Origin of the sequence: Oerskovia jenensis (assembly GCF_016907235.1) — a bacterium.
Lineage (GTDB): Bacteria > Actinomycetota > Actinomycetes > Actinomycetales > Cellulomonadaceae > Oerskovia > Oerskovia jenensis.
Genome location: NZ_JAFBBO010000001.1, coordinates 2,159,517 through 2,173,341, shown reverse-complemented (window position 1 = coordinate 2,173,341; position 13,825 = coordinate 2,159,517). Strand labels below are relative to the sequence as shown.

General features: G+C 73.4%; 9 protein-coding genes. 4 read left to right on the top strand and 5 right to left on the bottom strand.

Annotated elements, in window-relative coordinates; translation table 11 throughout:
• Positions 1-227: 227 nt before the first annotated feature.
• Complete coding sequence (locus JOD49_RS09725) at positions 228-1,508, bottom strand: MFS transporter (protein ID WP_307822477.1); 1,281 nt, start codon at positions 1,506-1,508, stop codon at positions 228-230.
• Positions 1,509-1,651: 143 nt separating this feature from the next.
• On the opposite strand from JOD49_RS09725, the gene JOD49_RS09720 reads away from it, so the two are divergent.
• A complete protein-coding gene (locus JOD49_RS09720; RefSeq protein WP_307822474.1) occupies positions 1,652-1,951 on the top strand; it encodes a GNAT family N-acetyltransferase in 300 nt (99 codons plus the stop codon).
• A gap of 80 nt (positions 1,952-2,031) precedes the next feature.
• Here JOD49_RS09720 and JOD49_RS09715 read toward each other — a convergent pair whose 3' ends face one another.
• Positions 2,032-2,739 carry a hypothetical protein gene (locus tag JOD49_RS09715; RefSeq protein ID WP_205307002.1) on the bottom strand — a complete coding sequence of 236 codons (708 nt, stop codon included), beginning with the start codon at positions 2,737-2,739 and terminating at the stop codon, positions 2,032-2,034.
• A 210-nt stretch (positions 2,740-2,949) separates the two neighbouring features.
• A complete protein-coding gene (pgm, locus tag JOD49_RS09710) occupies positions 2,950-4,632 on the bottom strand; it encodes a phosphoglucomutase (alpha-D-glucose-1,6-bisphosphate-dependent) (protein ID WP_205307001.1) in 1,683 nt (560 codons plus the stop codon).
• A gap of 230 nt (positions 4,633-4,862) precedes the next feature.
• Between pgm and JOD49_RS09705 the strand changes: the two genes are divergently transcribed.
• Positions 4,863-5,186: a rhodanese-like domain-containing protein gene (locus JOD49_RS09705; protein WP_205307000.1), complete on the top strand. Its 324-nt coding sequence runs from the start codon at positions 4,863-4,865 to the stop codon at positions 5,184-5,186.
• A gap of 16 nt (positions 5,187-5,202) precedes the next feature.
• Here JOD49_RS09705 and JOD49_RS09700 read toward each other — a convergent pair whose 3' ends face one another.
• On the bottom strand, positions 5,203-7,032 hold the full coding sequence (locus JOD49_RS09700) for a metallophosphoesterase family protein (RefSeq protein WP_239525186.1): 1,830 nt from the start codon (positions 7,030-7,032) through the stop codon (positions 5,203-5,205).
• A 111-nt stretch (positions 7,033-7,143) separates the two neighbouring features.
• Between JOD49_RS09700 and JOD49_RS09695 the strand changes: the two genes are divergently transcribed.
• Both JOD49_RS09695 and JOD49_RS09690 read left to right on the top strand, forming a co-directional pair.
• The gene (locus JOD49_RS09695; protein ID WP_205306999.1) at positions 7,144-7,968 is read left to right on the top strand and encodes a DUF5926 family protein; all 825 of its coding nucleotides are present in this window, start codon (positions 7,144-7,146) and stop codon (positions 7,966-7,968) included.
• Between the two features lie 352 nt (positions 7,969-8,320).
• The gene (locus JOD49_RS09690; RefSeq protein ID WP_205308909.1) at positions 8,321-9,100 is read left to right on the top strand and encodes a glycosyltransferase family 2 protein; all 780 of its coding nucleotides are present in this window, start codon (positions 8,321-8,323) and stop codon (positions 9,098-9,100) included.
• A 51-nt stretch (positions 9,101-9,151) separates the two neighbouring features.
• On the opposite strand, the gene JOD49_RS09685 is transcribed toward JOD49_RS09690, so the two are convergent.
• Positions 9,152-13,807, bottom strand: coding sequence for a hypothetical protein (locus JOD49_RS09685; protein ID WP_205306998.1), 4,656 nt, complete (start codon positions 13,805-13,807; stop codon positions 9,152-9,154).
• Between the last annotated feature and the right edge of the window lie 18 nt (positions 13,808-13,825).

The following is a 13,825-nucleotide window of genomic DNA, read 5'->3' as shown; positions in this document are numbered from 1 at the left end:
GTGCAGCCGCTGGCAACGTTCCCCTCGTCACGTCCGGGTGTCAGGTCCGCGTCACGGTCGGCGCCCGCCCGGTGCCGGGAGCCCCCGGGTGCGGGACTCGCCCCGGGTGCGTGGCGTCGTCGGGCGTGGGAGTGCCCGCCCGGGCGAGGGGCGGCCGGAGGTGAGCGGCGCCGTCGGGACGGGCACCCGGGCGAGGGCGACCCCGTCCCAGGGCGGCGGGTGGGAGGCTACGCCTCGTCGGGGGCGACGGTGTCGTCGACGACGGGGTCCGTGCCGCTGGGCAGCGGTGCGTCCCGGCGCAGGACCCGCAGCGACGCGAGCACCGCGACGACCGCGAGCCCCGCCGCGATCATGACGACCTGGAACCCCGCGTGCGCGCCCGCGGCGTCGATGCGCGAGCCTGCGATCGACGCCCCGAACGACACACCGACCCCGAGCGACGTACCGACCCACGCGAGGCCCTCGGTGAGCTGGTGCGGGGTCACGAGCTTCTGGACCAGGGCGTTGCCGTTGATGAGGGTCGGGGCGATCGTGAAGCCCGTGACGAACATGACGACGGCCAGCATGGGCAGCGACGTCACCACGAAGAACAGCGAGACGCCCAGGGCGAGCGCGACCATGCCGATCGCGAACCGCTTCCACAGCGGCGAGACCCAGTGGCGTGCGCCGTAGGCCAGGCCCGAGATGAGCGAACCCATCGCGAAGACCGCAAGGATGAGGCCCGACGCCGACTTGGACCCCTGCTCCTCGGCGAACGCGATGGTCGAGACGTCGGTCGCGCCGAAGATGAAGCCCATCGCGACGAAGACCACGGCGAGCACGATCATGCCGGGCGATCGCATCGCCGACCCGTGCTTGACGCCCGGGACGACCGGGATCACGGGGGGTTCGGTGCGGCGCTGCGACAGGAACCAGACGCCGCCCACGACGGCCGCGACCGCAGGGACGATGATGCCCGCGGAGTCGGTGACCTCGGTCGCGAGCAGCGTCGCGAGGACGGGGCCCACGACGAACACGAGCTCGTCGAGCGCGGACTCCAGGGAGTAGGCGGTGTGGAGCTGTCGCGGATCCTTGACGGCGTGGCTCCAGCGCGCGCGGACCATCGAGCCGTACGAGCCGATGCTCGCGCCCGCGACGACGGCGCTCACGTAGAGCCAGATCTCGGGGGCCTGGTTGACGGCGGACAGGATGAGCCCGACGAGCCCGAGCGTGCTCACGACGAGCAGCGGGCGCATGACCTTGGCCTGGCCGACGCGGTCGACGTAGCGCGCGATCTGCGGCGAGGCGATGGCCTGCGCGATGACGTAGGCCGCGGACACGCGACCTGCCAGCGCGTACGAGCCGTAGATGCCCTGGATCATCAGGACGATGCCGATGCCGACCATGGACATCGGGAGCCTCGCGACGACGGCGGCGGCCGAGAAGTTCAGCGCCCCCGGCTTGCTGAGGACGACGCGGTAGGGGTTGCGGGAGTCGTCTGCCGCTGCGCGAGAGGGGTCTTGTACCACCGTGCCATTCTCCCATCCGTTGCCCCGGTCGACGGCGCCTGTCCAGCGCGCGCCCGGCCCGTGCCGGTCCCACACCGGCACGTACCGAGTGTCACCGCTCCACCGGGCGCGCGCGAACCGATCGCGGCCCGCATGATGAACGGGTGAGCGAGCAGACGCAGGAGATCGCGGTCGTCGACAACCCGGCCGAGGAGCGGTTCGAGGCACGCACCCCCGAGGGGGAGGTGGCGGGCTTCTCCGCGTACGTGCGACAACCCGGGCAGGTCGTGTTCACGCACACCGAGGTCGACGACGCGTACGCGGGCCACGGCGTCGGATCGACCCTCGCGCGCGGGGCGCTCGACCAGGTCCGGGCCTCGGGGCAGAAGGTCGTCCCGCTGTGCCCGTTCATCCGGGCGTTCGTGCAGCTCCACGAGGAGTACCAGGACCTGGTCGCGCGCTGACGCCTGCCGTCCCGTGAACGACCGAGCGGGGCGGGCCCTCGTCGGTGACGAGAGCCCGCCCCGCTCGGGGTGCGCCCGGGTCAGGCGATGGTCGCGGAGAGCGTGACCTCCTGGCGCAGGTCGTGGACCAGGTCGCCCGCGGCGTCGGCCGGGGTCAGCGTGACCTCGAACTCGATGGGCGAGCCGGGCTGGTGCTTGAAGTTCTCGCCGTAGGCCACGGACTGCCCCGGAGCGAGGACGAACGGCGCCTCGCCCGAGCCCGGCGCGATCGGGGAGTCGACGACACCGGCCGCCTCGAAGAGGGCCGAGTCGACGATGCTGTCCATGCCCTGCATGTAGGGCCAGTCGGCGTAGCGGGCGTCGACGCCCACGATCGTGTAGCTCAGGGGCAGGTCGGCGTCCCCCGTGTTGGTCAGGACGTAGTTGACGAACACGAGCGGGTCGCCCGGGTTGAGGATCGGCTTGCCCGACTCGTCCGCGAACTGGCCGGTCTTCGTCGCGGTCGCGGTGCTCACCTGGTAGACGTCCACCGTGAAGCCGTCGCCCTCGGCCGTGCCGAGCTTGGTGCCGACGACCTCGTTCGACGCGCCCCAGGCGGGCTTGTCGCCCGTGGCGGCGGACCCTGCCTCGGTCTCCTCCTCCGCGGGGGTCTCCTCCGTGGCCGGCTTCTCGACGCTCGTCGAGGCCGAGGTGGTCTCCTCGGGGGCGTCGTCACCCGCGCAGGCGGACAGGCCGAGGACGGCGGCGAGGGCGAGGGGCAGCGCGAGAGCTGCTCGTGACGTGCGCATGGGGACTCCAGAGGATCGACGAGGGAACGACTTCGATACTAGGAGTAGAGATCGGCGGCAGACCGTGTTTCTGATGGTGCGAAGTGCCCATGTGAGATAGCCGACGGCGGGCGTCGGGGCCGCCGCCACGTGATACGGAGCAAGGGGGCTGCGGGAAGGCAGGAGGCCCGACGGCGGTGCGCGCCGCCGTCGGGCACCTCGCCCCGCGCGTCAGCCGCCCAGGGCGTCCGAGACGACCTGCTTGGCCTCGTCCTGCACCTGCGTCAGGTGCTCGGCCGAGACGAACGACTCGGCGTAGATCTTGTACACGTTCTCCGTGCCCGAGGGGCGCGCCGCGAACCACGCGTTCTCCGTGGTGACCTTGAGGCCGCCGATCGCCGCACCGTTGCCTGGCGCCGTGGTCAGCTTCGCGGTGATCTCCTCGCCCGCGAGCGTCGTCGACGTGACCTGCTCGGGGCTGAGCTTCGCCAGCGCGGACTTCTCCTCGAGCGAGGCCGGGGCGTCGACGCGGGCGTACCAGGACTCGCCGTACTGCTCGACGAGCCGGGCGTGGTGCTGCGACGGGGTCCTCCCCGTGGTCGCGAGGATCTCCGAGGCGAGCAGCGCGAGCAGCAGGCCGTCCTTGTCCGTGGTCCACACCCCGCCGTTCGTGCGCAGGAACGAGGCCCCCGCAGACTCCTCGCCGCCGAACCCGACCGAACCGTCGAGCAGGCCCGGCACGAACCACTTGAAGCCCACCGGGACCTCCTCGACGCGCCGGCCCAGACCCGCGCCGACCCGGTCGATGAGCGAGGAGGACACGAGGGTCTTGCCGATCGCGGCGTCCGCGCGCCAGCCGGGGCGGGCCCCGCCGTACAGGTAGTCGATCGCGACCGCGAGGTAGTGGTTGGGGTTCATGAGGCCCGCGTCCGGGGTCACGATCCCGTGGCGGTCCGAGTCCGCGTCGTTGCCCGTCGCGATGTCGAACGTGGAGGTGGCGTCCGGGTCCGTCATCTTCTGCACGAGCGAGGCCATGGCGTAGGGCGACGAGCAGTCCATGCGGATCTTGCCGTCCCAGTCGAGCGTCATGAACGCCCAGCGCGGGTCCACCTGCGGGTTCACGACCGTCAGGTCCAGCCCGTAGCGCTCGCCGATCTCGCCCCAGTACTCGACCGACGCCCCGCCCAGGGGGTCGGCGCCGATCGAGACGCCCGCGCCACGGATCGCGTCGAGGTCGAGCACGTTCGCGAGGTCGTCGACGTACGCCGTCAGGAAGTCGTGCCGGTGCGTGGTTTCCGCGGTCAGCGCACGCTCGAGCGGGACGCGCCTGACCTGCCCGACGCCCGAGCGCAGGATCTCGTTCGCGCGGTCCGCGATCCAGCCCGTCGCCTCCGAGTCCGCCGGGCCGCCGTGCGGCGGGTTGTACTTGAAGCCGCCGTCGCGCGGCGGGTTGTGCGACGGCGTCACCACGATGCCGTCCGCGAGCGCGGGGCCGCTCGTGCGGACCCCCTCCTCGGTGGCCGCACCGTTGTGCAGCAGGATCGACTGCGACACGGCCGGCGTCGGCGTGTAGGAGTCGCGCGCGTCGATGTACGTCTGGACGCCCGCGGCCGTGAGGACCTCGATCGCGGTCTGCCACGCGGGCAGCGACAGGGCGTGCGTGTCGCGGCCGATGAACAGCGGACCGTCGGTGCCCTGCGCACGGCGGTACTCCACGATCGCCGCGGTGATCGCGAGGATGTGCGCCTCGTTGAACGCGTGGTCCAGGCTCGACCCGCGGTGGCCGGACGTCCCGAACACCACCTTCTGCGCCGGGTCGTCGACGTCGGGGGTCAGGTCGTAGTAGGCGCCGACCACGGCGTCCACGTCGATGAGGTCCTGGGGCTGGGCGGGCGTACCGGCGCGTGGGTCCATGGACCGATCCTGCCACTGGTGAGGGGCTCGGCGCCGGGTGGCCCGGCCTGCGGCCCGGTCCGTGGCCCGCCCCTCGGCCGAGCCTTCGGCCGGGTCCCGGTGCCGAGCATGCGGTTGTCGTCGTGATCTGGCCGGATTCGGACGCTGACCGCATGCTCGGCGGGTCTCGGGTGGGCCTGGCCCGTGCACGCAGCCCGACGACGTCTCGTCAGAAACGTAGGCTGGTCACCATGTTCCCGCCTCAGGTACCCACGACCGACGTGTCCGAGCTCGACGCCGAGCACCCCGTCCCCGAGGGCGTCGTGCTCCTCGACGTGCGCGAGCAGGACGAGTGGGACGCGGGCCACGCGCCCGACGCCGTCCACATCCCTCTCGGCGAGCTCCCCGTCCGGTGGGGCGAGCTCGACCCCGACGTGCCGATCCTCGTGATCTGCCACTCGGGCGGCCGGTCGGCGCGCGCCGCCGCCTGGCTCAACCAGGGCGACTTCGACGCGACCAACCTCGACGGCGGCATGGTCGCGTGGTCGCAGCGGGGTTTCCCGGTCGAGCGGTAGGTGCACCCCGGCGGACCTACCCTGCCGGGACCCCATCCACCGGAGCGTCGTCGGCCGGCGGTACCTCGTCGGCCGGCGGCACGTCGGCGCCTTCCTCGCCCGGGGGCACCGCGCCCTCGTCGGGGGTGGCTTCTTCGACGACGAGCGGCCACGGTTGCCGTGGCCCGACGGCGGCTGCCCCGTCGGGGGTCACGGACACGACCTGCCAGTCCACGATCCGCCGTTCGGTCGGGTCGAAGCGCAGCAGGGTCATCTCGGCGGTTCCCTTGAGGGGGCCGATGCGGGAGGCGTTCGCGATGGCGCCCGCGGTGCTGCCGTTGACGTACCGGATGCCGCCGCCGACCTGTTCCGGGTCGGCCCGTGTGTGCATGTGCCCGGAGAGCTGGGCGGGTACGCAGCCGGAGTCCATGGGGACGTTGCCCACCCGTGGGGTGTGGATGAGCAGGATGTCGATCCCGTCGGGGTCCTGGCACGCGACCTCGGTCAGTCGCTCGGCCTGGGCGGTCGCTCCTCCGGCGCGGGTGGTGGGGCCTTCGATGAGGCCGGGCGCCATGGCGTCGCTGTCGCCGAGGAAGCGGATCCCTTGGATGTCGAGGACCTCGCCGTCGAGGACCTTGGCGCCTCGGGACCGTTCGCGGGCGGACGTCTCGGTCGAGTCGTGGTTGCCGTCGGCGACGACCATGGTCGTGCCCTTCGGGAGGGCCGACATGTAGGCGTCGACGCAGAAGTTCTCGACGGCGGTCCCGTTCATGGTGGTGTCGCCCGCGTTGAGGACCAGGGTCGCGTCGGAGCGTTCGATGGTCGTCCGGATCAGTGGTGCCATCCCGATGTTGCAGTGCAGGTCGCTGATGAGCAGCATCGTCACGAGCTCGGCGTCGTCCGTGGGCGAGGAGGAGGGGGAGGGCGTGGGAGCGGACGGTTCGTCGCTCGCGCCGGGTCCGGTGGTGCCCTCCGTGCCGTCGGCCGCGTCCGGCGGCGTGGTGCCCGCACCGGCCTCCCCGCCGGCGGCGCCGGCCTGCGCCGCAGCCTCGGCCTCCGCGGCAGCCGCGGCCGCTTCAGCCGCCTCGGCCTCCGCCTCGTCGATCGCGTCGCGCTCGTCCCAGGCGGCGACCAGGTTCTTGTCGGCGTTGTCGTAGAACTCGTCGTTCTTCCGCAGGAAGTCGACGACCATGCCCCCGTAGGTGTCGACGATCCCGGCGAGCCGTCCGGTGATGCGGGCCCCTTCGAGGGGAGTCCCGGCGAAGACGGCCGAGGTGGTGGTCGTCGTGTCCTGCTCGACCTCGCGGGTCGACGACGACAGCGACCCGGCGACGAGGGACACGAGCACCACGCTCGCGGTGATCTCCCAGGTGCGGGGGGCGAGGATGCCGGTCAGCTCGCGCCGTCGGGCGGCCCCGAGCACCACGTACCCGAGAGCCCCGGCCGCGCCGGCGACGAGGATCGCGAGCCCGGTGCGTCGGAGCGCGTCGACGGCGAGCGCGCGGACGGCGTGCCCGATCGACTCCTCGGGTCCGCTGAAGAACTGCAGGTAGCTCTCGAGGTCGTTCGTGAGGCCGGCGAGCGTCGTGGCCTGGTCGACCGCGGTGAGGTCCGCCGGGATCTCCTTGACCGTGACGCTCGCGCCGAGCCCGGCAGGAAGGGGCGAGTCGATCTGCAGGGTGCCCAGGGGGCCCAGGTCGACCGTCACGAGGCCGTCGGTCGTCACCTCGTAGCGCGCTTCGTGGGGGCCGAGGCTGAGGTCGGCGGTCGCGGTGGTCACGCCCCAGACCGTGCAGGGGATGAGCACCGCGATGACGGCGAGGGTCCAGCGGACCCATCGGGGAGGCGTGCGGTGTGCGGTGGTCATCGGGTCCAGCCTTGCCGATCATGAAGGAGGTCGCCATCGGCGCGCCGTGCGCGTCAGGGCCTGATGCGTCACAGGGGTCGGCGTGCAGTTCAGTCCTACTACACTTCCCCCATGGCCAAGAACTCGACGCCCGACTTCGTGCTGCGCCCCTTCGAGGGACTTCCCGGCGAGACCGACTGGGTCGCCCTGCGGGAGGTCGTCCCCTCGGCCTCGGCACCTGCCCGCACCACCAAGGAGTTCGGCGCGCGCGACGTGCTCGTGGTCACGGTCCTGCCGGCCGGGTGGGCGGCGCTGCACCGTCAGGACGGCACGATCCTCCTGGCGCTCCAGACCATCGCGGGGTCGGGCGACACGAGCCGCGACCTGGCGGCCGCTCTCCTGGAGGCCGTCGAGGCCGAGCCGGGCACGTCGATCGAGCTGGGCGAGCTGCCCGGTCCGGGCCCGCGCCTGCAGGACGTCCTGGACCTGTCGGTGCCGTTCGAGGTCACGGTCCACGACGACTTCTCGTTCTGGCTCGACCCGACGACGGACGTCACGCCGGACCTCAAGGCGTCGCTCGACCAGGCGTCCGAGTCGATCGTCCCCACGGTCAAGCTCTCGTCGGTCGAGTCGGCCTACTGGTGCTCGATGAGCCGCGAGTTCCTGCGCTGGGCCTGGCCCGTGGGCGAGGAGGCGTTGATCGACGCGATCTCGCGTCTGCACGCCAAGCGCGAGTCGGGTCTGGGGGGCGGCAAGTTCGTCGGCGCGTTCCGCTCGAGCGGGCTGCTGGTCCCGGTGTGGGAGCTGCCGCGTGGCACGCAGGCGGCGGACCTGGAGGAGCCCGCGAAGGAGCTCAAGGCGAAGCTGGACGCGGCGCTCGCGGTCACCGAGCCGCTCGACGCGAACGAGCGTCGTGCGCGGGCAGGCATCGTCTCGCGCCAGGTCACGCTGCGCTGATCAGGGCACCACGGGCATAGAGGTTCGGCAGGGGGCGACAGCACCCGGGCGTCGCCGGTACGGCGCCCGGGTGCTGACGGTCCGTCGGCAGGTCGCGACGTCGCGACGTGCGGGGGGACGACGAGGCGCAATACCTCGTCAAGAACCCGGGCACACCGTTCCCGGGGGGATCCTGGGAAGACGGCCGTGACTTTGCCACCAAGAATGTGGCAAACTGCGGGAAACTCTTTGCACTACTAGGCTGGACGGCGTGAACGCGGACCATCGGTCGACCGAGTCAGGAAAGAACACCACTACCGGAACCACCGGCGAGGCCGTCGGCGTCCCCGCGAACGGGACGCACGCGCTCCCGGTGGCGAAGACCCCGCGCCCCGCACCGCTCACGGGTGGCGGCAGGCAGAAGCAGCGCGTGGCGGTGATCATCCCCGCCAAGGACGAGGCGCGCCGCATCGCGGCGACGGTCCGCGCGGCCAAGGCGATCCCGCACGTGGACCTGGTCCTGGTCGTCGACGACGGCAGCGAGGACAGCACGCAGCACGTCGCGCGCGAGGCGGGGGCCGTCGTCGTGCGTCACTCGCACAACCGTGGCAAGGCCGCGGCCATGGAGACGGGCGCCGCGGTCGTCGCGATGCGTGACGTCGCGGACCGGCCCGCGCGCCTCCTGCTCTTCATCGACGGCGACCTGGGGGAGACGGCGGTCAACACGGCACCGCTCGTCGACCCGGTGCTCAACGGGGCCGCGGACATGTCGATCGCGCTGCTCCCGCCGCAGCCCGGCGCGGGTGGCCGTGGCATCGTCGTGGGTGCCGCGCGCCGTGCGATCCAGTCGATGACGGGGTGGACGCCCACGCAGCCGTTGTCGGGCATGCGCTGCCTGACCCGCGAGGCCTTCGAGGCCGCGACGCCGCTCGCGCGGGGCTGGGGCGTCGAGACGGGCCTGACCATCGACCTGCTCCGCAAGGGGTACGTCGCGGTCGAGGTGCCGTGCGACCTGCGCCACCGCCCGTCCGGCTCGGACCTCAAGGGCCAGATCCACCGCGCGAACCAGTACCGCGACGTGCAGCTCGCGGTCGGGTCGCGCCGCGTGCGCAGCGCGATCGACGCGCTGAGCGGCAGCAAGCACTCGAAGTAGTCCTCTCACCACGAAGCGCCCGGGCGGTCTCCGCCCGGGCGCTTCGTCGTCCTACCTGCCCGACGCCGCAGGTTCCGTCGCGTCGGGCGGTGCGGCTCCGTCGTCGGGCGCCTCGTCCGGCACGCCCGACCCGACGGCGGCCGCGCCACCCGTGGCGTCCCCGTCCGGGCCGGGGGTCGGCCGCGCCGACGCGTGCAGGACCGCGACCGTCAGGAGCGGGACGGCGGGGATGAGGGCGATCATCGCGATCCGCACCCCGAAGTCGTTCACCACGGACCCCGCGACACAGACGATCCACAGCGCGAGCAGAGCCGGGCGCAGGAGCGGCCAGGCCGCTTCGGTGCGGGCGAACCAGCGCGGCGTGAACCGCCTGGAGCCGAAGAGGAGCAGGGCTGCCGCGACGAGCACCAGGAGCGTGAGCCACACGGGCACACCACCCAGGACCGAGCGCAGGGCGTACCCGGCCTTGCGGGCGAGGGTCTCCCAGGCGCTGCCGTCCAGCACCTGCGTGACGAAGCGGCCGAGGTGCGACCGCTGGTCCGGCGGGCGCATCCAGTCGAGGACGCCCACCACGGCGACCGCCGCGACGCCCGTCGCCGCGACCGCGAGGAATCTTCGCCACGTGACCCGCGCTCCCGACGCCGCGAGACCCAGCACCGCGAACGCGGGGACGAGGACCAGGCCACCGCCCAGGTCCGCGCCCCACGTGGGCCACACGTCGATCGCCATCGTGACGACGCCGATGACGCCGACGCTCACGGCCGCGGCGACCCGCCGGTGCCGCAGCACGAGCCACTGCGCGAGGGCGGCCGCGAGGAACAGGGCCGCCACGGCGTAGACGGAGAACGTCGGGTTCCCGAACCCGTAGAAGCGCGCGCCGAACGTCGGTGCCGACCCGAGCGGGCTGGCGCGGTTGAGCGGGGTGCCGATCACCCCGTCGAGGCTCAGCGCCACGAAGGTGATGCCCGCGACGATCCCCGGGGCCAACCAGACGGGCCGGCGGGGAGCGAGCGCCCCGAGCGCCGCGACGGTCGCCGTCACACCGACCGTCGCCACGACGAGCGCGAGCGTCGGGTTCGCGAACTGCCACCACCCCGTGAGCGAGGTGAGGAACGCCGCGGCGGGGACCGCGGCGATCACGAGAGCCGCGCCCCGCGCCCACGCCCAGCCGCGCGCCCACCACGCCCGGGCCCGGGTCGAGCGAGCGCGCGACGCCACCGGAGCGAGCGCGAGGCACACGACCCCGAGGGCGAGGGCCGCGTAGAGAGGGGCGTCGACGAAGAACGAGTACACGGTGCGTCGCACGTGGTCGCGCGACGTCAGGTCCGTCAGCGACGCCGCCGTCGTGGCTGCGTCCGGCGCCCGGACCGAGCCCCACGCGAGCGGCGTGTCCTGGATGCGCGGCGGAGGCGTCACGCCCGCCGCGCTCAGGATCGTCGCGGGGACGTCGAGGAGCCGCGCCACGCCGTCGGTCCGGGTGGCCGCGCTCGTGAGGAAGCGCGCCTGCTCCGGACCGTCGAGCGACGGGCGGGCGAGGGCGACGCCGAGGACGGGGCGCGCACCCGGGGTGCCGCTCACGTCCACGACCAGCACCGTCGCGCGGGACGGCGCGCGGTCGAGGACCGTGCGCACGCGCTCGTCGACGGCGCGCAGACGCTCGGCCCGGAGGGCCGCGCGGTCGGCGGCCTGCTCGGCAGCCGTCCGGCTCGGGTCCAGGGGCGGCAGGGTCGCGTCGCCTGCGTCGATCACCGTGACGGGGCACACGAAGGTGTCGGCCCCCGGCGCGAAGGCCACGGACGGGTCGCGGTAGCGGGAGACGGAGCCGTCCGGGGCCGCGAGGGCGGCTGCAGCCCCCGGCCCGACGGCGGTCGCGCACGTCGCGGAGGACAGGGCGCCCCCCAGCACACCCAGCCTGGCCTGGTAGGTCGAGCCGCGCTGCAAGGAGGCCACGTCCGCCCAGCCCGAGACCTGCGCGCCGTCGCCGGTCGCGACCGGGACGAGGTCGGGACAGGCCCAGGTGCCGTCGGGCCCGCGTCCGCTCGTGACCTCGGCGAGCTGGCCCGCGGACAGGGCGAGCCACCCACCGGCGACGCACCGGCTGGCAGCCCCCGTGGGCTGCGAGACGCCTGCCGCGCCCGCGCCGTCGGTGAGCATGTCGTTGAGCGTGGGCGTGTTCTCGGACGAGACGTCGTCCCAGGTGACGCCTGCGGTGCCCACCACGACCAGCGGCTGGTCCGTGGCGATCACGTCGGACCTGACCGGGGCGACCTCCGTCCCTGCGGGTACCGAGGCGGACGGCTGGCGCACCCCGGCTGCACCGAGCACGCTCGAGGCGAGGAGGATCACGAGGAACATACCGCCCCCCAGCGCCGCGACCATGGTGGGCAGACGACGGACGCCGGGCTCGGGGAAGGCGTTCTTCGCCGTGGCGCCGGCCGAGCGCGGTGAACCGTCGTCGCCGCCCCGCGTGGTGGGGGCGTCCGCCGTGAAGCCCGGGACGAGCATCGCCGACCCGACGACGATGACCATGATCCCGATGATTATGCCCGAGTCGTTGAGGACGGACCCGACCCCCGCGGCGACCACCAGCGCGATCGCCAGGGGCTTGAGCAGCGGCCACGCCCGATACGCCGCGGCCACCTCCGGCAGGCGCCACCGATCGGGGCGCAGGAGGACGACGCTCAGCCCGACGACGAGGACGGTGGCGAGCACACCCCCCGGGTTCGCGATCGTCTTCCACGCTCCGGCAGCCTTGCGGGCGACGACCTCGAAGGCCCCGCCGTCGAGCAACGACTGGACGAAGCCTCCCAGGTGCGAGCTGCTGGTCGGGGAGAGCCAGTCGACCACGGCGATCACCGCCACGACGAGGACTGTCGCCCCCGCCACGACCGCGACCCGCAGAGGTGTCAGCCGGACCTTGCCGACCAGGAGCGCGAGGACGGCGAAGGCCGGGACGAGGGCCAGGATCCCGCCGAAGTCCGCGCCGAAACCGGGCCACCCGTCGATGATGACCGTGACCACGCCGACGGCCACGACGAGGGAGGCCGCGAGTCGTCGTCCTCGGGGGAGAGCGGCGGACGCCAGTCCTCCCGCGAGGACGAGGCCCGCGACCGCGTAGACGGCGAAGGTGACGTTGTTGAACCCGTAGAAGCGCGTGAAGTTGCGCACCGCGGACGTCCCGAGCAGCGACGCCTGCTGCAACGTGGTGCCCGTCGCCCCGTCGATCGTGAGCACCAGCCACGTGACCCCCGCGAGCGACGTCGGCAAGGCCCACGGGCGCCGGGGCAGCAGGCGCGAGCAGGCCCAGGCCACGAGCGCGACCAGCACCGTCGCCACGGTCAGGGTGAGCGTCACAGCGGCCTTCGGTGCACTCCAGACCCACCAGCGCGACAGGCTCGCGAGCGACGCGCCGACCGGCGCCGAGGCGACCACGAGGAGGACCGCCGTCATGACGCGCCTGCCCACCGGGCCGGGCGGCGCGGGTCGCGGGGAGCCGCGGCGCTGGGCGGCCCGACGCACCCACAGGACCCCGCCCAGCGTGACGACGAGCGCCGTGATCAGCAGACCGACGAGCACGGGGTAGAGGTTCGGGATCGTGTCCGTCAGGACGTTCAGGTACTGACGGTTCTCGACGGTCCGGGCCACGTCCATGCGGCGGGTCTCGCCGAGGGTGATGGGCGCGCCGTCGAGACCCTCGGTGCTCCCCCCGGCGTCGTGGACGATCGTCGCGGCGAGGTCGACGAGCTGGACGATCCCGTCCTGCTGGGTCGAGGGCGAGTGGAGCCACGTGCCGGTCGCGACCTCGGGGCGCCAGTCGACGACGACCTGGAGCCCGGGCTCACCGACCGGTCCGGCCGAGACCCCGGCGACCAGGACCCGGGTGCCGGGGTCGGCCTCCTTCACGATGCGGCGCAAGGTCGCGTCGAGCGCCTCGAGGCTCTCGCCCCGCCGCGCGGAGCCGTCGAGGAGCTCCCCCTGGTCGATCACGGTGACCGGGCACGACTGCAGGTCTCCCGCGGGGATCTGGTCGAGACCCGAGACGTAGTGGGACACGGTCCCGGTCCGGTCGGCGAGCATGACCGCAGCGCCGGGGCCGACCGCCGTCGAGCAGACGCCGACGTCGGTGAGCCGAGCGGCGACGGCGCCCGCCGGGTGCTGCGTGGTGACGTCGTCGGGCTGCCGGGTCAGGGCGGCCCACCCGGGGACCTCGGCGGGGCCCTCGACGTCCTGGCTCGTCGTGATCGGCTGCGGAAGCTCCGGGCAGCCGGTGGCCGTGGGATCCGTCTCGTCCGCCTCGGTGGCAGCGTCGGTCGGGGTGGGGCTCGTGGTCGTCGAGACCATCTGGCCCGCCGAGAGGGTCAGCCAGGCGTCGGTGGTGCAGGCCGTCCGTCCGACGGCCACGGAGGCGACCGAGCCGGTGCGGATCATGCTCCAGAGCGTCGGGGTGGCTGCGCGGGAGATGTCACGCCAGTAGAGGCCCGCCACGGCGACGAGGATGGTCGGCGTCGGTTCCTCGGTCGCCACGACCGACGCCGGCGCTGGCGGCTGGGCCGGGGACGAGCCGCTCACCGAGGTGTCCGGACCGCCCGGCAGGGCGTGCCCGGGCAGCGCGGTACCGATCAGGCAGACCAGCGCGAGCAGGACGGCGACGGCCGTCCGGAGCGTGCGCGGTCGCGAGAAGGGCAGGTCAGCGGCCGGATTCGTCACCGGACCAGCGTACGGGGA